Genomic DNA, 17,558 nt, shown 5'->3' with positions numbered 1-17,558 from the left:
CGGGCGAGTCAGAAATCGTCGACGAAGTAGGAGACACGGACGAACAGGTAGCCGAAATACAGCGCGATCAGGAGTGCGGCGCCGACCCGTCCCAGGTAGCGCTCCTCGACTGCTCGCAGTCGCGCCCCGGTCGCGTCGAACCCGAGTCGGTCGGCGACGCCGCCGAGGGCACCGCCGACGTCGTCTTTGGTCAGTAGATACGCCAGGAGGATCGCCGCGGTCACCGTCTCCATCGGGAGGTCCCAGTAGACCAGTGGCCGCGGGACGTGATAGGTCGACAGCAGCGACCCCAGCCCGATCCCGAGCAGCGGGTTCGTGATGTTGCTTCCGATGAGCGTCCCGAGCGAGATCCCTTCGGCGCCCTCGCGAAGGCCCACGATGGCGGTCGTCATCTCGGGGGAGGCCGCACCGACACCGAGGACGACCACCCCGATCAGCGACCCCTCGAGCCCGGTCCGTTCGACGAAGAAGCCGACCGATTCGAAGAGAACGTGCGCGGCGACGACGACGACGGCCAGCGATACGAACGCGACGGCAGCGTCCCGCGTCGGTGCCGTCGAGGGGTTCGCGTCGCTCCCTTCCTGGACGATCTCGCTTCGCGTTCGGTAGAGAAACGACGTGTACGCCAGAAATAACGCGACGAGCACGAGCCCGTCGACTCGCGTGAGCATCCCGTCCCACGCGAGGACCAGCGTGAGCAAGGTCGTCCCGATCATCGGGAGATACCCGCGACGCAGGAACCGACCGGAGAACCGGAATCCGCCGACGGCCAGCACGACCAGCCCGACCACGAGCGTCTGCTGGACGACGTCCGACCCGATGTTGCCGCCGAGGACGGTCGCCGAGAGCACCCGCGGGTCCCCTACGCCCAGGAGGATCCGCGACGATGCGACGACGTGCGAGGCGAGTTCGGGGAGGCTCGTGCCGACCGACAGGACGGTGAGTCCGACGACCGTCTCGGAGACGCCGTAGTACGTCGCGAGCGCGACCAGCTTCCCGACGGCCACTTGCGCGGCGAGCACTAGCGAGACGATGGCCACGCAGCCCACGGCACCGTTCCAGGCGACGCCATCGATCCCCATCTTGCCGGTCCCCGATAGGCCGGGCGGGCTCGTAAGCGTTCGAGTTGCGTACGCACCGGCGGATCGCCCGCCCACCGCACAGTCGCCTACTCGCCGCCCAGCCGATCGACGAGCGTCGCCAGCGTCGCCAGGTCGTACTGGCCGGGTGCGGTCGCGTCGGCGGGGTCGACCGGCGCGTAGCCGATTTTCGACCCGTACAGCGGCGCGACCGCCCGGGAGTGACGGCCGGCCTCGCCCATCGCCATCGTCGCGACGGTCTCGCCGGCGGTGGTCGCTGTCCACGTCGCGCCGAGCAGGTCTAGCACGTCCCCGGCGCCCTCGGCCGTCACCGCCAGTTTCGCCACGTCACCCAGGCGACTCGCCTCGGAGAGCGTCTCCGCCATCGCGTCGCGGTGGGGCGTCCCCTCGAAGTCGTGCGTCGAGACGATCACCGCCGTCCCGTGGTCGCGGGCGTGGTCGGCGACCGCCGCGGCGTCGCCGCGCTCCAGGGCGGCCAGTTCCACGTCGATCGCCCCGACGGCGTCGTGTTCGGCCGCGACTTCCAGCGCGTCCAGGCGCGCCGCGTCGTCGGCCGCCTCACCGCCCTCACAGGTCGGTCGATTGGTCGCTATCAGCGGGGACTCGCCGTCGTAGCCCGCCAGCGCGTCCAGCGGGTCGGTCGCGAGGTCGAGACGGAACTCGACGGCGTCGGCGTGGTCGCGCGCGGCGGGCTCGTCCGAGAGATCCGCGGTCGCGGCCGCGAGGACGAACGACGAGAAGTCGATTGCCATGTCGCTCCCTACCGCGAGCGGCGGAAAAAAGCGACCGGATCGGACGTCGCGGGGTCGCCGGGTTCCCGGCCCCCGTCGACCGCAGTTGCGCTAGCGCTGGAGATCGTCGATGAGACTCTGTATCTCGTTGATCTGGGCCGTCTGTTGCTGGTTGGCGGCGGCGATGCGCTCGATCTCGCCGGCGACCTTCTCGGCGCTCTCGGCGGTCGAGTCGACCATCGAGGCGACCTCTTCGGTGGAGGCGGCCTGCTCGTCGGTGGCGCTGGCGACCTCTTGTGCGCCTTGGGCGGCCTCCTCGACGGCCGCGTCGATGTCCCTGAGCACGTCGACGGTGTCGTCGACCTGCTCGATGCCCTCCTCGACCTGCTGGTTGGCGTGCTCGATGCTCTCGACGGTGCTCTCGGTGTCGTCCTTGATGTTCGAGACGAGCTGTTCGATCTCGGTGGCGTTCTGCTGGGACTCCTCGGCGAGGCTCTTGACCTCGTCGGCGACGACGGCGAACCCCTCGCCCGCCTCGCCGGCGCGGGCCGCTTCGATGCTCGCGTTCAGCGCGAGCATGTTCGTCTGGTCGGCGATGTCGTTGATCACCTCGACGATCTCGTCGATCTCGTCGATGCGATCCCGGAGCTGGCGCACGTCGTCGGACACCTCGTTGTTGGCTTCGTCGACCGACTCCATGGCGTCGATCGCGTCGTCGGCCATGTCGCGGCCGTCGTCGGCCAGCTCCCGGGCCTCGGTGCTGACCTGCCGGACCTGACTCGCGCTGGAGGCGACCTCCTCGACGGTCGCGCTGAGGTTCGACACCTCGCCGGCGACCTCGCGCATGTTCTCGGACTGTTCGTTGGCGAGGTCGCTGATCTGCTGGGAGCTCTGGGAGACGCTCTCGGAGGCTCGCAACAGCTCGTCGATCGCCGTCCCCAGCTCGTCGACGGTCATGTCCCCTGCCCCGGAGTGGACGTCGAGTGCCTCGGTGCCGAGGTCACCGGAATCGGAAGCCATACGCCGATCGGTGGCAGCGACCGAATTAAACGTACTCCCGCGGTTATCAGGCCTGATTATCGATGGCGCTTCGACCGGTCACAGACGCGGCTGGCGGACGGGTTCGGGAGGTGCGGTCGCAGGTGAATCGCGGGCCGACGGGAGCGAAAGCGCGAGTCCAGTCAGACCGCGGGGAGACCCTGCTCGGCTTCGAGCAGTTCGTGGTAGCGGTTGCGGATGGTGACCTCGGAGATGTCGGCGACCTCGCTCACGGCGGCCTGGGTGGTCTTCTCGTTGGTCAGCAGGGCGGCGGCGTACACCGCGGCGGCCGCGAGGCCGACGGGCGATTTCCCGGAGTGGACGCCCTGTTCCTTGGCGTTCTGAAGGAGTTTGCGGGCGCGGTGTTCGGCCTCGTCGGAGAGTTCGAGCGAGGAGGCGAAGCGAGGCACGTAGCTCTCGGGGTCCGCAGGCGCGACTTCGAGGCCGAGTTCGCGGATGACGTAGCGGTAGGTGCGGGCGATCTCGGACTTCTCGACGCGGGAGACCTCGTTGATCTCGTCGAGGCTGCGCGGGACGCCGGCCTGCCGGGCGGCGGCGTAGACGGCGGCCGTCGAGACGCCCTCGATGGAGCGGCCGGGCAGGAGGTTCTCGTCGAGCGCGCGCCGATAGATGACGGAGGCGGTCTCGCGGACGTTCTCGGGCAGGCCCAGGGCCGAAGCCATGCGGTCGATCTCGCCCAGCGCCTGCTTGAGGTTGCGCTCCTTGGAGTCCCGCGTGCGGAACCGTTCGTTCCACTTGCGCAGGCGCTGCATCTTCTGGCGCTGGTTCGAGGACAGCGAGTTGCCGTAGGCGTCCTTGTCGCGCCAGTCGATGTTGGTCGAGAGGCCCTTGTCGTGCATCATGTTCGTCGTCGGCGCGCCGACGCGGGACTTCTCGTCTTTCTCGCTGGCGTCGAAGGCCCGCCACTCGGGACCGCGGTCGATCTCGTCGGTCTCGACGACGAGGCCGCACTCCTCGCAGACCGTCTCCCCGCGCTCCTCGTCCATCACGAGGTGGCCGGAACACTCCGGGCAGGCCTCGTCGGTCCGCTCCTCGGTCGATTCGTCTTCCTGTACGTCTGTTCGCTGGGTTCTGAGTCGAGAGTCGCTCATTGCTGGGGGCGTGTCGATCCGGGTAGAACGCGACGGAGAATCCCGGACTCGCTCGGTGGTGGAACGATCATGCGGAGTTATTATTATAAATCTTTCGCTACCGGGATGCCTCCCTCGACGAAACGGCACGCAGACGGGGTTTCGGGCAGTGTGTGAACGTGTTCCACACGTCACTATCTCGCATTTATATGGCGGTATCCGGTTCGGAACGAAACGGGCAAGCGGGTCCCTGGGCTGGATCGGGGTATGACACGCGTCGCGGTCGGGAGCGAGAATCCGGTGAAGGCCGGGGCGACGGAACGGGTCGCGGGACAGTCGTTCGAAGACGGGGCCGAAGTGGTGGCCGTCGCCGTCGACTCGGGCGTCCCCGAACAGCCGCGGGGCCGGACGGAGACGCTAACCGGCGCGGAGAACCGTGCGGCCCGCGCGCTCGAAGCCGACCCCGGCGCCGACTACGGGGTCGGGATCGAGGGCGGGGTCGCCACGCTCGACGAGCGACCGGGGCTGTATCTGGTCATGTGGGCTGCGGTCACCGACGGCGAGACCCTCCAACGGGGTGGCGGGCCCGCGCTACGACTCCCCGACGACGTCGCCGAGCGGGTCCGGTCGGGCGAGGAACTGGGGCCGGTGCTGGACGACCGACTCGACACGGAGAGGCTCAAGGAGCGAGCGGGTGCGGCGGGCGTGTTCACGGGGGGGACCATCGATCGCGAGTCGGCGCTGGTCCACGCCGTCGCCGGGGCGTTCGGGCCGTTCGTGACGGACCCGTACTGAGCAGTGCGCGCTCGCTGGTCAGTCCTCGGTCGCGGCGGCGGCCTCGACCTCGCTGGCCTCGCGGCTCTCCTCGACGGCGGTGGTCAGTGAGACGTTGAGCCAGGCCATCGAGGCGAGGCCGCCGAGGATGGTGACGGCGTTCTTGACGACGTGGTCGACGATGGAGATGGCGAACGCGACCGGCGCCGCGACGTTCGTGAGCCCGAAGACGATGAGCGTGAACGCGCCCTCGTAGAGGCCGATCCCGCCGGGCGAGAGGGGAAGCACTTTCGCGAGGTTCCCCACGCTCACCGCGAAGAAGGCCGTGGCGACCAACGCGGGGGTCAGCGTGATGCCGGGGAACGCGGCGAAGACGACCAGCGCCGTCGCCACGTCGACGACCCAGATGACGAGGCTGCCGACGCCTACCCGCAGGAAGGCGCCGCGGTCGCCCACGACCGCCTGCACGTCGCCGACGAACTGTTCGATGACGCCGGCCACGTAGTCGGCGTAGGAGTCGTTGCTGACAGCTCCGACCGCCCGGTGGACGTAGTCGTCCCCCAGGCGGGCGCTGGCGAGGATACCGAGGACACCGAGGACGGCCGCGCCGCCGACGGCGGCCGCGACGCGCAGCGCCGTCCGGGCGGCCGCCCCCGCGTCGATGGTCTCGCCGCCGATCTGCACGGGCGGGATCTCCGCCGCGATCGCCTCGGCGATCTGTTCAGTCCCGTCGGTCGCCACGAGCCCCACCAGCACCGTGCCGCCCAGCACCGTGATTGCGAGCAGGTCGAAGACGCGTTCGACGGCCAGCGACGCGAACCCGCTCGGATAGGGCACGTCCCGTCTCGCTTTCACGACGTAGGCCCGCACGCCGTCGCCCAGCCGCGCCGGGAAGACGAGGTTGCCCGTCTGGCTGATGAACACCGCGCCGGTCATGAACCACGTGTCGCTGGGATACCCCAGCCGGTCGAGGATGTCCCGGTAGCGCAGCCCTCGCAGCGGCCACGAAGCGAGGTAGACGGCGCCGGAGGCGACCACCAGTACCGGGTCTGCACCGCTCATCGCGTCGAACACCGCCTGCAGGTCGAAGACGACCCCGACCGCGACGACCAGCGCGAGCATCACCAGCAGCGACCCCGCGGCCATGCTCACGCGCCGGGAGATCCGCGGACTCACCGACAGCTGCCACCACGTCCGGAGGATCTGGCTGCCCATGCCGAACACGTCCCGGACCAGATCGACCTTCGTGTCGCCCTTCGGTTCCCAGTCGACGGGGAACTCCCGGACGCTGTACCCGCCCCGCTGGGCGAGGACGAGCACTTCGGTGTCCCAGAACCAGTGTTCGTCCTCGACCTCCCCGCGCAAGGCGTCGAACGTCTCCCGGGAGATAGCCTTGAACCCGCACTGGTGGTCTTGCATGTCCGAGCGCAGAAAGAGGCGGACCAGCGTGTTGTAGCCGAGACTGGAGACGGCGCGCTTGGTCGGCCGGTCGGCCTGGTTCTCGGGCATCCACCGCGAGCCCGTCGCCACGTCGGACTCGCCCGACCGGACGCTCTCGACCAGCTCCTCCAGATGTTTCATGTCCGTCGCCAGGTCCGTATCGAAGTAGACCAGCGTCGTCCCCGCGGCGCGTTCGAACGCGTACTCCAGCGCGCCGCCCCGCCCCAGTCGCTCGTCGCTGTGGACGTGGCGGACCCGGTCGTCCTCGTCGGCCAGTCGCGTCGCGATCTCCGGCGTTCGGTCGTCACAGCCGTCCTCTGCCACGATCACCTCGAAGGCGCCGGCGGGGAGAAACGAGGCGAGCGTCTCCAGCGTGACCTCGACGGTCCGCTCGATGGTGGCCTCCTCGTTGTAGGCCGGGAGGACGACGCTCACCTCGACGTCACTCATTGGTGCAGGTAGCGACCGGGGCGGGCAAGAACTTTCTGTTCGCTGGTGCAGGCACCACCGTCCGATCCGCCTCCCGGACCGCCAGCCGCGTCCGTGCGCGGTCGACCGCGGTCGCCGTCAGTCGCTCGCTTCGGGCGCTTCCTCGCGATCTCCGGCTCCGGCTCCGGGGCCGCCCCCTCGGTCGCCGAGGCCCGGGATCGCGGTCGGTGCCTCGCCGTCGACGGTCGCGAACGACCGGAGGTCCGCGTCGGTGTCGACGGCGTCGACGGCGTCGTACGGGCGGTCGACGACGACGTTGCCCGCCGTCTGCTTCCCGATCCCGGGGACCGCGGTCAGTTCGTCCATCGACGCCGCGTTCAGGTCGAGCGGGTAGGGCACGCCGGTCACAGAGCGGTAGCCGTGGTCGGTGACCGCCACGTCGACGGTTCGACCGAGTTCGCGCTCGCCCGGCACCGCGACGAGCAGTGCGTAGGTGCCCAGCTGGCGCCCGAACGTCTTGCCGTCCTGATGGTACTCCAGGTGCACGTCGGGGAGCACCGTCCCGGGCGGCGCCACCCGCTGGAGCATCGCGTTGTCGACCTCCTCGCGGACCTCCCGCTTGTACTGCTTGAACTGCTGCTTGTGGTCGCGAGCGATCTCCGCGCCGGTGTCGCTCATCTCCGTCCCCTCGAAGGCCATCACCTGCCGGATGTTCACCCGGCGGAGCATCAGACCCTCCTCCAGCACGTCCCGCAGGAACCGCCTGTTGTGCTCGAAGGTCTCCGAGCGCTCGCCCTCGAGGCCGTGGACGAGGTTGATCCCCGGCAGGAGCTTCGGCAGGCGCCGCGAGGCGTCCGACCCGAAGTTGGGCGCCGAGTCGCGGTCGCCGCCGGGCCGCCAGCCGGCCTCCTCGTTGACGATCCGGACCGCTTCGAGACACTCCTCGGCGGTGACCAGGAGGTTGTTCTCCTCCTGAACGACGGGGTCGGCCGACTCCAGGCCGAACGCGGCCGTGTCGCCGGGCGTGTTGTGCTCGGCGATGACCCGGATGCCCTCCCGCGACTTCTCCGGGTAGTCCGTGATCGTCACCGGGTTCATGTTGTCGAGGTGTAACGTCCGAAGATCCGGCGCGACCTCGCGGATGCCGCCGTACAGATCCCGGAGCGCGTCGGGATTGGGCGCCTCGCCGTCGCCGCCGAACGCGAGGATGTCGGCCTGACGGCCGAGTCGGAAATCCCGGACGCCGTGGTCCGAGAGGGCGTCGACTTCGTCGACCACGGACTCGGCGGTGCGGAAGGCGGGGTCGCCGTACAGCGGTTCCGTGCAAAAGGAGCAGCGGTAGGCACAGCCCCGCGAGGTCTCCATCTCGGCGATGAGGTAGTCGGGGTGGTTGGGATGATGCTCGACGACGAACGCGCCGGCTCGCGCCCAGCGCTCGATCTCCTCGTTGTCACGCATCCGGTCGGAGAAGCCTTCGAGCCCCTCGCGGACGAGGTCGTGAGCGGCGGCCTCCACGTCGCCTTTCGCGACGAAGTCGTAGTCCAGGTCGTCGCGCTCGGTCTCCTCGGCGCCCTTGTTCTCCTCGCCGACGCCGAAGCGGATCGGCCCGCCCAGCAGGGTTGTCCCGTCGGCCTCCCAGGTGAGTCGACGGACCTCGTCGGGTTCGGCTGGGGTGCCGCCGACGTACTTGCCGGGGACGGTCATGCCGCCGACGTAGATCATGAGATCGGCGTCGGCAACGTCGGTCCAGCGACGCGTCTCGTCGCGCAGCCCGTCGATGGTGTGGTAGGTGATCCGTTCTTCGGGTACGCCGGCGTCGACGAGCGCCCCCGCGGTGTACCGGGGGTACGTCGAGATGTAGGGCGGCACGCCGAAGTGGGCCGGCTCGTCGACGTACCCGTCGACGATGGTCACGTCCAGCGTCGCGGGGTCTCGGGTCATTGACCCTCGATACCCGCTCGAGGCGTATAAAGAGTGTTTTTCGCTCGCTCTCCGCGACTGCCCGTCGGTGGCCGGCGGACGTCCCGCGATCGGTGTTCACCCTGCGTCCGCCTTCCCCCCGGCGGCGTCGGTCTCGCTGTCGGCGGGCTCGACGCTCGCTTCCTCGGGCAACTCCCCGGCGTGTTCGCTGGCGAAACAGTCCAGGGCGAGCTTCGCGCCGCCGAGGACGACCGGGCCGATAAACAGCCCGACGGCGCCGAAGGCGACGAGCCCGCCGAAGATGCCGACGATGACGATCGCGGAGTTGAACGCGGCGGTCTGGCCGATCAGCGCCGGGCGGAGATACGAGTCGGAGAAGGTGACGAACAGGCCGTAGACGGCCAGCGCCGCGCCGGCCCGCGGGCGCCCGACCGCGACGAGATACGCTGCCGCGGGGATCCAGACGCCGAACGCGCCGACCAGCGGCAACAGTGTCAGGACGAAGGTAGCGACCGTGAGGAAGACGATCGCCGGGACGCCGGCTACGAAGAGGCCGACGCCGAGCATCACCGCCTGGATGGCCGCGACGGCGACGTTCCCGACGACGGAGGCCCACATGAGGTCGTCCAGTCCGGCGCGGAGTTCGGCCAGGTCCTCGTCGGGGACCGGCAACACCCACTCGACCCACGCGAGCAGGCGCTCGCCGTCGCGCAGCAGCGCGAACAGGACGAACAACGTGATCGTCAGCCCGATGAACAGTCCCGGGAGGCTGCCGGCGAGGTCGACCGCGCCGTTCGTGACCTCCCGGATGGCCGCGGCGATCCGGCCCTGGTTGGTCTCGTATAGAGCGATCAGGTCGACCGCGTAGCCGTTCGACTCGAACAGCCGCTCGACCGTCTCCACGTCGAGCTCGCCGCGCCGGATCGCCCGGACGACCCCGAACGACTGCTGGACGGCGATCGTCAGGACGTAGACCAGCGGGAGCAAGACGACGACCAGCGTGGCCACGACCACGCCCATCGCCGCGGCCATCGGCCGGACGTACTGCTCCAGGCGTCGCTGGAGCGGATAGAGGATGTACGCGAGGACGACACCGAACAGGACGAACTGGAGGTACGGCAGGAGCACCGACAGCGCCAGGACGACGCTCACCAGCGCCACGGCGGTCAGCCCCGGCTGTTCGACGACCCAGGCCGGCGGTTCGGGACCGTCTGACATGCCCCCTGGTTCAACCGCCCGATATATTAGTTTGGTGATGGGTGCGCTCCCACGTCCCGGCGGCCGCTCGACCGGGGACGCACGCGCCCGCTCAGTCGTCGGCGCTGACCGGCCCCTCGTCGGCCTGGGCGTACCAGAGGTCGGCGTAGTCGCCGCGGTCGGCGAGCAGGTCGTCGTGGCTCCCCCGTTCGACGACTTCCCCCTCGTCCATGACGACGATGCTGTCGGCGTCGCGGATGGTCGACAGCCGGTGGGCGATGACGAACGCGGTGCGGTCCTCGACGAGTCGGTCGAGGCTCTCCTGGATGCGCTCCTCGGTCTCGGTGTCCACGTCGGAGGTCGCCTCGTCGAAGATGATGATCTCCGGGTCGTTCAGCAGCGCGCGGGCGATTGCGACCCGCTGGCGCTGGCCGCCCGAGAGCTTGATGCCGCGCTCGCCGATCTGGGTGTCGTAGCCATCCGGGAGATCCTCGATGAACGCGCCCGCCTCGGCGGCGTCGGCCGCCTCGCGGACGCGCTGGCGGGCCGACTCCTCGTCCGCCCCCTCGCCGTCGAGCACCGCGCGGTCACCGTAGGCGACGTTCTCGGCGACGGTCCCCGAGAAGAGATAGGGCTGCTGTTCGACGACGGCGACGTGGTCGCGCAGCGTCTGGAGGTCGTACTCGCGCACGTCCGTCCCGTCGACCCGGACGGTCCCCTCGTCGGGGTCGTGGAAGCGAGGGACGAGCTTCAGGAGGGTTGACTTGCCCGCGCCGGTCGGCCCCGCGAGGCCGACCGTGTCGCCGGGCGCCACGTCGAGATCGACGCCACGGACGACCGGCTGGTCGTCGTAGGCGAAGGTCACGTCCTCGAAGGCGACCGCGCCGTCGACCGACGCCGGCTCGTAGGGGTCTTCCGGACTGGTGACCGTCGGCTCCTGGGCGAGCAGGCCGAACACCCGCTCGGCGCTGGACTTGGCGAGCTGGTACTTGTTGGCGGACTTGCCGACCCGGCGCATCGGGGAGTACAGCCGGCGGAGATAGAGGAAGAAGATAGCCACGGTCCCCGCCGAGAGCGCGCCGGGCGCCCCCGAGATGATGTCGCGGCCGGCGACGTACAGCGCGACGACGAAGACGACGCCCGTCACGAGCCGCAGGGCGGCGAAAAAGCCCCGTCGGATGCGCAACGCCCCGACCTTCTCGTCGTGGTAGGTCTGGCTCTGGTCGGCGACCCGGTCGTGTTCGAACTCGTAGCGGTCGAAGGCCTTGATGACCGGCGCGCCGCTGAGGTTGTTCTCCAGGCGAGTGTTGAGCCGCGAGACCGTCTCGCGGATCGACTTGTACCGCGGCTCGATCCAGCTGAGGAAGTACCACGAGGCGATCCCGATGAACGGGACCGGCGCCAGCGCGATCAGCGCGAGCTTCTCGGAGTAGCCCACGTAGAGCACGACCCCGATGCCGCCGACGGTCGCGACCACCCTGATGAGCTGGCGGAACTCGGTGTTGAGAAACGCCTCTAACCGGTTGATGTCGCTGTTGAGGATCGACATCATGCCGCCGGTCTGGTGGTTCGCGAAGAAGTCCATCGACAGCCGCTGGATGTGGTCGTAGCTGTCGTCGCGCAGGTCCCGCTGGACCTTCTGGGCGGTCGACTGCAACAGGTACCGGGAGACGAACCGGGTCACCGACCGCACGAGATAGGCCAGCGCGGCGATGACGACCAGCCGTTCGAGCAGCGCGAGCCGCGCGGCCTCCCCCTCGATGGTCCCCTGGGGTAGCAGTCCGACGGTAGTGAGCAGGCCGGGCTCGCCCGAGCTGCGGATGACGCGGTCGATGGCCGTCCCGACGATTATCGGCGGCACCAGCCGCGCGAGTCGCGTCAGGACCGAGGCCAACACCCCGACGGTCAACCGCGGCCAGTACGCCGTCGCGTACCCCAGCAGTTGCCACATCGGGTTCCCGTCGAGGTTGTCGCGGACCCCCTCGAACCCGCCGTGCTCGTCGCTCATACGACCGCGTTCGGCTCCGGACTCAAGTATCCCGGGCTTGCGGTCGAGGGCGCCGGTTCGGTGGTGAGCCCCACTCGGAGTCGGGGGACTCGAGCGCCTTCGATTATCGCGGGCGAAAATCCGGCAGTCAGCTATAACACTCCGGTCGCGAATGGGTCCGTATGATGGATACGTCGTCGATCGACGTGTTACTCGTCGACGACAGCGGTTTCTTTCGCACGATCGTCTCCGACCGGTTGGGGGAGGCGGCGGACATCTCGGTGTGGAAGGCCGAGGACGGCGAGGACGCGCTCTCGACGCTCGCCGACCGGTCGGTCGACTGCGTCGTCAGCGACTTCGAGATGCCCGGGTTGAACGGCCTACAACTGTACGAGCGCGTCGACGCGGAGTACGGGCTCCCGTTCATCCTCCTCACCGGGCAAGGCGACGAACGGACGGCCAGCCGGGCGATCGGCGCGGGCGTCGACGACTACCTCCGGAAAGACGACATCGCCGAGGAGGGCCAGTTGCAACTGCTGGCCAACCGCATCGAGAACGTCGTCGCCCAGCGCCGGGCAAACGAGAAGTACGAACTGCTGGTCAACAACACGCCCGACGAGATCACGCAGGTCGGTCGCGACGGGACGATCGCGGCCGCCAACGAGGCCGCCGCCCGGTCGTTCGACACGACCCGCTCGGAGCTGGTCGGCAAACACCTCTCGGACGTGCTCCCGAAGGAGACCGCCGCCGGCCGTATCGAACACGGTCGGCGCGCGCTGACGGCCGGGTCGGCGGTCACGTTCCAGGACGGCTTCGGGGTCCGTCACTTCCACAACGTCGCCGCGCCGGTCAGCGTCGGCAGCGAGACCGACTCCTTCCAGCTCATCACTCGCGACATCACCGGACAGAAGCGCCGCGAGCGCGAACTGGAGAACCGGACGGACGAGCTCGCGGTGATCAACCGGCTGGTCCGCCACGATATCAACAACGACATCCAGCTGCTGATGGCCTGGGCGGACGGGATCGACCGGTACGTCGACGACGAGGACGCGCGGGAGTACGTCGAGCGCATCCAGGGGACCTGCGACCACATCGACGAACTGACGACGATCGCCCGGGACTTCGTCGACTCGATCGGCGGCGACGCGGAGTTCTCGCTGACCGGGGTCGACCTCCGGCAGATCCTCGACGACGAAGTCGAGAAGGCCGACCGACGCTACGACGAGCTGACGATCGCGGTCGATCGACCGATCCCGCGGGTCTCGGTCAGGGCCAACGAGCTGCTCTCGTCGGTGTTCGGCAACCTGCTGAGCAACGCCGCCCGACACAACGACTCGACCGACCCGCGGGTCAGCGTCGCCGCGACGGAGTCGGCGACCGAGGTCAGCGTCCGTTTCGGCGACAACGGTCCCGGGATCTCCGACGCGCAGAAGGACTCTATCTTCGGCAAGGGCGAGATGGGCCCCGAGAGCCCCGGGACGGGCATCGGGCTGTACCTCGCCCACACGCTCGTCGATCAGTACGGCGGCGAGATCGAAGTGGCCGACAACGACCCGACCGGCTGTGTGTTCACCGTCACGCTACCGAAACACGCCTGAGCGGCGTCCGACTCTCCGAGTGCCGTCGCGCGAGCGGGAGTCGCCCGCTCAGACGTAGATGTGGCCCTCTTCGCGGGGGCCGTGGCGCGGTGGGTCGGCGCCCACCCGACCGGCCGAGACCGCGGCGGCGAGGCTGTCCAGCGCGTCGTGGCTCCCCTCGTAGGTGTCGCGGAAGTCGCCGATATCGACGCTACAGGCCTCGATACCCGATACGTTGGTCGCGCGTCGGTCGCGGTGGTCGCCCTTGTACCCCTCGCGGTAGAGACCGAGCCAGCCGAAGGTGGCCGCGGGGTACACCTCGACCACGCGGGTGGGTGCCGGATCCGACTGCATCGGCGCGACGGTGGCCGCGGGGTCGTCGGCCAGCCTCGCGAGAACGTTGCGGATCCCGTGGAAGGTCTGGTACTGGACGATCGAGTCGTATGGACACAGCGCCGCGCGCCGGAGGTCGGTCTCCCGACGCAGTTGCGCGGTGCCGTCCCCGGTGTGGGCGCGGGCGGTCGACCGACAGGTCGAAGCGAAGCTGTCCGGATCCGCCGGTCCGTCGCCGGTCAGCCACTCGACCAGGCCGGTCCAGACGCCGCCACAGTGTTCCTCGAGCAACGCCTGGGGGAGGCTAAAGGGGAAGTCCAGCCCGACGACCGAGAAGTCGGTCGCCCGCTCGGCGAGGCCGGCGTGGGCGCGCTCGCGGTCGACGCCCCACTCGTCGGCCGCGCTGTAACAGTCGTCGACGACCAACCCGTCCGCCGTCGACCGCGCCTCCGTCAGCCACAGCGACCGCCCCGCGTCCGCCGCACCGCTGAAATCGACGCCCAGAACACGCGAACCCATACCACCCGTCTCTCACTCGTTCGATATGAAGGTTCGGCTTCTCGGAACCGCCGGGACGAGGGCCGGAGAGTGGTCGAAAACAGTTTCCGTCGGCCGTCCGAACAGGCGGGTATGCCACCGACGAAGGAGGTCAAGTGTACGGACGACGACTGTTTCCTCGACATGTTCGAGAACCACTACACCTACGACGTGCCCGACGACCACGGCGTCTCCGACCTTTCCTGTCCGGTCTGTGGCGGTACCGACTGCCTCGAAGCGATCGAACTGTAGCGGCCCGCGGGCGTCCGCGGGCCGTCGCCGACTCTCTTCTGTCCCGAGGCCGCGGGCACAATCCTGAAGGCCGTACCGCACTAACCGACGGATATGAACACGTTGCGTGACATCGGCGAGTCGCTGGGCAACACCGTACTGGAGAACGTCGGGCGGGCGATGGGCCGCGCCCAGGAACGGACCCCGCTCCCGGTCGACCTGCTGGAGAGCGACGACGCCTACCTCGCGGTGTTCGACGCACCGGGCGCACAGTCGTCGGACGTGCAGGTGCAGTTCGACTCGGGGCTCGTGGAGGTCCGTATCGACCGGTTCCGCGGATTCCACGAGGGCTTCGAGATGCGCTACCCCGGCCGCGGGCTGGCGCTGGACGGCCACGTCGAACTCCCCGCCGAGGCGCGCGTCGACGCCGATGCAGCCACCGCGACGCTGCGTGAGAACGGCACGCTGGAAGTGCGCGTTCCGAAGGCCGAACCCGTCGACTCCGAGGTCGACGAGGCGCTCGAAGCCGACGAGGTCGACGAGGTCCACGACGAGACCGACGCCGACGAACTGGACGCCGAGGCCGACGCGTCCGAGAGCGAGGACGAAGACGCCGACGACGAGGAGTAGTCGAACGACGACCAGCGGTAGCCGCGCAGTCGCGGCCCCGTCTCAGTCGTCGACGGTCATCCCTTCGACGACCGAGAACTCCTCGTCGCCGTCGAAGCGGGTCGGGTCGAAGGGGCCGACCCCGTCCCCACCGAGGATCTCGTCGGCGACCCGCTCGCCCAGCGCCGGCGCGCGCATGAAACCGTGGCCGTGCCAGCCGGTCGCGACGTACAGCCCGCCGCGGACCTCTCCCAGTAGCGGGTCTCGGTCCGGCGTGGCGGTACAGAGGCCGGCCCACGAGCGGGCGATTTCGGGGTCGGTCGTCCGCTCCGAGCGGACCTCGGACAGCCACGCCAGCGACGCCCGTTCGAACTCGGCGTCCGCGGCCTCGTCGTAGTCGTCGGGGTCGAACTCCCGCTCCTGGGTGCCGTCGCCGACGAGCAGACCGCCCTCGCGGGGGCGGGCGTAGCGGCTCTCCGTCGCGTCGTAGCAGGTTGGAACCCGTTCGTGGTCGTCGAGTGGCTCGGTGACGAGCGCCTGCACGCGGTAGGGTTTCATCGGAATCGGGGTGTCGATACCGGCGAGCAGCCGCTTGGTGTGGGCGCCCGCGGCGACGAGGACGGCGTCGAACCGTTCGGTCCCCACGGGCGTCTCGACGGCCGTCCCGTCGGCGGCGAGTCGAACGGGCGTGCCCGTCTCGACGGTCGCCCCGGCCGACTCGGCGCGCTCGCCCATCGCGGTGACGTACGTCGCGGGGTCGAGGTAGCCGGCGTCGCGGGCGAGCGCCGCGGTCGCCACGTCGACGCTCGCGAGCGCCGGGAACCGGTCGGCGAATCCGTCGGGGTCGAGCGTCTCCACGTCGCGGCCGTTGGCGCGCATGCGCTGTGCGCTCTCCCGGACGGCGGTGGCTCGGGGGTCGTCCCCGGCGCGGGCGAACCAGACGTACGGGTGCTCGACGAACTCGATAGCGCCCTCGCTGGCCAGCGACCGGAACCGCTCGACCGCGCGAGCGGCGACGGTAGCGTCGACGTCCTCGGCGAAGGCGTCGTAGGCGATGCCGGCGGCGCGGCCGGAGGCGCCGCTCGCGAGGTCGTCGCGCTCGTAGAGGACGGTGTCGGCGCCGCGGGCGGCCAGGTCGCGGGCGGCGGTAACTCCCAGAGCGCCGCCGCCGACGACGGCGACGCGGGTCACAGGAACGGGTCGAGCCCGCGGGCGGGGTAGCCGACGATCCGGTCGGCGCCCGCCTCGCGGAGTTCGTCGACGCGGTCGGCCACCGTCTCGGCGCCCCCGACGAGGCCGTAGTCGCGGACGGCCTGCGACAGGACCTCGCGGGCGCGCCCGTCGGCGGCCGCGTCGGTGGCTGCGTCGTCGGGCAGCGCCGAGCGGACGGGGGCGCGGCGGGCGGCGTACTCGCCCAGCGCGTCGAGGACGGCGTCCTCCTCGTCGGTCAGGACGGTCGGGGCGTAGAGGGCTATCTCGCCCTCGTAGCCCGCTCCCCGGAGCGCGCGGAGGCGCCGGTCGGTGGCCGGCCCGAGCAGTTCGAACTGCGTACCGCCGACGGCCAGCGCGATCCGCTCGATCCCCTCGGTGCCGACCCACGGGTCGTGCGAGCGGTCGGCTGCTTCGCGGAGTCGGGGCGCGACCGCTCGCTCACCTTCGGCCTCCGTGAGGTAAGCGGAGTGGCCGGCGACGAGGACCCGTCGGACCGACTCGGGCAGCGACTCGGCGAGGTCGCGGTCGCCGAGCGGGTCGAAGCCGTCGGCGCGGACGGGCGTGGTGACGCGGACCGTCTTCTCGTCGGCCAGCGACGAGAGCGTCTCCGGCGACGGCAGGTGCTCGCGACCCTCGTAGTCGACCGCGAGCGTGTCCACGGCGAGGTCGGCGCCCCGTTCGACGTCGACCTCGGCGGGTTTGAGAGCCGCCGCGTCGATCCCTGCCTGCGCCAGCGTCGCGCCCTGAAGCATCGTACTCGTTCGCTATCGACCGGCGGGGAAAAGCTCTATCGCTTGTCCGCGCCCCGTTCGTTTAAGCCTCGCCACTCCGAACCGGGGAGTACGATGCTCACAGCGGGAGACGCGGCGCCCGACTTCATCCTGCCCGGGACGGACGGCGAGGTGGTCCGCGAGTACATGCTCGCCGAACACACCCGCGAGGGACCCGTCGTCCTGGCGTTCTACCTGTTCGATTTCCACCCGGCCTGCACCGACGAGCTATGCGGGATCCAGAACCTGGGCTGGTTCGACGTGCGGGAGGACGTGACGGTCCTCGGGATCTCCCGGGACAGCGCGTTCAGCCACCGGGCGTTCGCCCGCGAGTACGACATCCCGTTTCCGCTGTTGACCGACAGCGACGGCGGCGTCAGCGAGCGCTACGGCGTTCGCATCGACGAGCTGGCCGGCCACCGAGACGTGTCCAACCGCGCCGTCTTCGTGGTCGACGCCGACACGAGAGTCCGGTACGCCTGGGCCGCCGAAGACCCGTCGACCCAGCCCCGCTGGGACGAGGTACGGACGGCGCTCGACGAGTTGTAGGGCCCCCGTTCGAGGTCGCAGTCGCCGGACCCG

At 69.8% G+C, this 17,558-nt stretch carries 16 protein-coding genes; 5 read left to right on the top strand and 11 right to left on the bottom strand.

Annotated features, from left to right (window positions below; genetic code table 11):
* Positions 1-8 precede the first annotated feature (8 nt).
* The 4 genes from I7X12_RS04865 to I7X12_RS04850 form a co-directional block, all read right to left on the bottom strand.
* On the bottom strand, positions 9-1,082 hold the full coding sequence (locus I7X12_RS04865) for a sodium:calcium antiporter (protein ID WP_198062742.1): 1,074 nt from the start codon (positions 1,080-1,082) through the stop codon (positions 9-11).
* Positions 1,083-1,168: 86 nt separating this feature from the next.
* Complete coding sequence (locus I7X12_RS04860) at positions 1,169-1,852, bottom strand: type I 3-dehydroquinate dehydratase (RefSeq protein ID WP_394355625.1); 684 nt, start codon at positions 1,850-1,852, stop codon at positions 1,169-1,171.
* A 90-nt stretch (positions 1,853-1,942) separates the two neighbouring features.
* The gene (locus I7X12_RS04855; protein ID WP_198062741.1) at positions 1,943-2,851 is read right to left on the bottom strand and encodes a methyl-accepting chemotaxis protein; all 909 of its coding nucleotides are present in this window, start codon (positions 2,849-2,851) and stop codon (positions 1,943-1,945) included.
* Positions 2,852-3,012: 161 nt separating this feature from the next.
* Entirely contained in the window at positions 3,013-3,981 is a 969-nt protein-coding gene (locus I7X12_RS04850; RefSeq protein ID WP_198062740.1) for a transcription initiation factor IIB, read from the bottom strand.
* Between the two features lie 246 nt (positions 3,982-4,227).
* Between I7X12_RS04850 and yjjX the strand changes: the two genes are divergently transcribed.
* On the top strand, positions 4,228-4,755 hold the full coding sequence (gene yjjX, locus I7X12_RS04845; protein WP_198062739.1) for an inosine/xanthosine triphosphatase: 528 nt from the start codon (positions 4,228-4,230) through the stop codon (positions 4,753-4,755).
* A gap of 18 nt (positions 4,756-4,773) precedes the next feature.
* On the opposite strand, the gene I7X12_RS04840 is transcribed toward yjjX, so the two are convergent.
* From I7X12_RS04840 to I7X12_RS04825, 4 genes are all read right to left on the bottom strand, one after another.
* Positions 4,774-6,624, bottom strand: coding sequence for a lysylphosphatidylglycerol synthase domain-containing protein (locus I7X12_RS04840; RefSeq protein WP_198062738.1), 1,851 nt, complete (start codon positions 6,622-6,624; stop codon positions 4,774-4,776).
* Positions 6,625-6,741: 117 nt separating this feature from the next.
* Positions 6,742-8,544, bottom strand: a complete 1,803-nt coding sequence (locus I7X12_RS04835; RefSeq protein ID WP_198062737.1) for a radical SAM protein — start codon at positions 8,542-8,544, stop codon at positions 6,742-6,744.
* Positions 8,545-8,640: 96 nt separating this feature from the next.
* Entirely contained in the window at positions 8,641-9,741 is a 1,101-nt protein-coding gene (locus I7X12_RS04830) for an AI-2E family transporter (RefSeq protein ID WP_198062736.1), read from the bottom strand.
* 91 nt (positions 9,742-9,832) lie between these two features.
* Entirely contained in the window at positions 9,833-11,728 is a 1,896-nt protein-coding gene (locus tag I7X12_RS04825) for an ABC transporter ATP-binding protein (RefSeq protein WP_198062735.1), read from the bottom strand.
* 161 nt (positions 11,729-11,889) lie between these two features.
* Between I7X12_RS04825 and I7X12_RS04820 the strand changes: the two genes are divergently transcribed.
* Entirely contained in the window at positions 11,890-13,305 is a 1,416-nt protein-coding gene (locus tag I7X12_RS04820; protein WP_232343043.1) for a sensor histidine kinase, read from the top strand.
* 48 nt (positions 13,306-13,353) lie between these two features.
* Here I7X12_RS04820 and I7X12_RS04815 read toward each other — a convergent pair whose 3' ends face one another.
* On the bottom strand, positions 13,354-14,136 hold the full coding sequence (locus tag I7X12_RS04815) for a DUF429 domain-containing protein (RefSeq protein ID WP_198062734.1): 783 nt from the start codon (positions 14,134-14,136) through the stop codon (positions 13,354-13,356).
* 111 nt (positions 14,137-14,247) lie between these two features.
* On the opposite strand from I7X12_RS04815, the gene I7X12_RS04810 reads away from it, so the two are divergent.
* The gene (locus I7X12_RS04810; RefSeq protein WP_198062733.1) at positions 14,248-14,406 is read left to right on the top strand and encodes a DUF7559 family protein; all 159 of its coding nucleotides are present in this window, start codon (positions 14,248-14,250) and stop codon (positions 14,404-14,406) included.
* A gap of 93 nt (positions 14,407-14,499) precedes the next feature.
* On the top strand, positions 14,500-15,015 hold the full coding sequence (locus I7X12_RS04805) for an Hsp20/alpha crystallin family protein (protein WP_198062732.1): 516 nt from the start codon (positions 14,500-14,502) through the stop codon (positions 15,013-15,015).
* A 42-nt stretch (positions 15,016-15,057) separates the two neighbouring features.
* Here I7X12_RS04805 and I7X12_RS04800 read toward each other — a convergent pair whose 3' ends face one another.
* Complete coding sequence (locus I7X12_RS04800) at positions 15,058-16,185, bottom strand: NAD(P)/FAD-dependent oxidoreductase (RefSeq protein WP_198062731.1); 1,128 nt, start codon at positions 16,183-16,185, stop codon at positions 15,058-15,060.
* Positions 16,182-16,958, bottom strand: a complete 777-nt coding sequence (locus I7X12_RS04795) for a DUF7388 family protein (RefSeq protein ID WP_198062730.1) — start codon at positions 16,956-16,958, stop codon at positions 16,182-16,184. Before I7X12_RS04795 ends, I7X12_RS04800 begins: the two co-directional genes overlap by 4 nt.
* A 93-nt stretch (positions 16,959-17,051) precedes the next feature.
* Here I7X12_RS04795 and I7X12_RS04790 point away from each other — a divergent pair, with 93 nt between their 5' ends.
* Complete coding sequence (locus tag I7X12_RS04790; RefSeq protein WP_198062729.1) at positions 17,052-17,525, top strand: redoxin domain-containing protein; 474 nt, start codon at positions 17,052-17,054, stop codon at positions 17,523-17,525.
* Positions 17,526-17,558: the final 33 nt, after the last annotated feature.

It is taken from the genome of Halosimplex litoreum (genome assembly GCF_016065055.1).
GTDB classification, from domain to species: domain Archaea; phylum Halobacteriota; class Halobacteria; order Halobacteriales; family Haloarculaceae; genus Halosimplex; species Halosimplex litoreum.
This window is presented reverse-complemented; position numbering and strand designations above follow the sequence as displayed.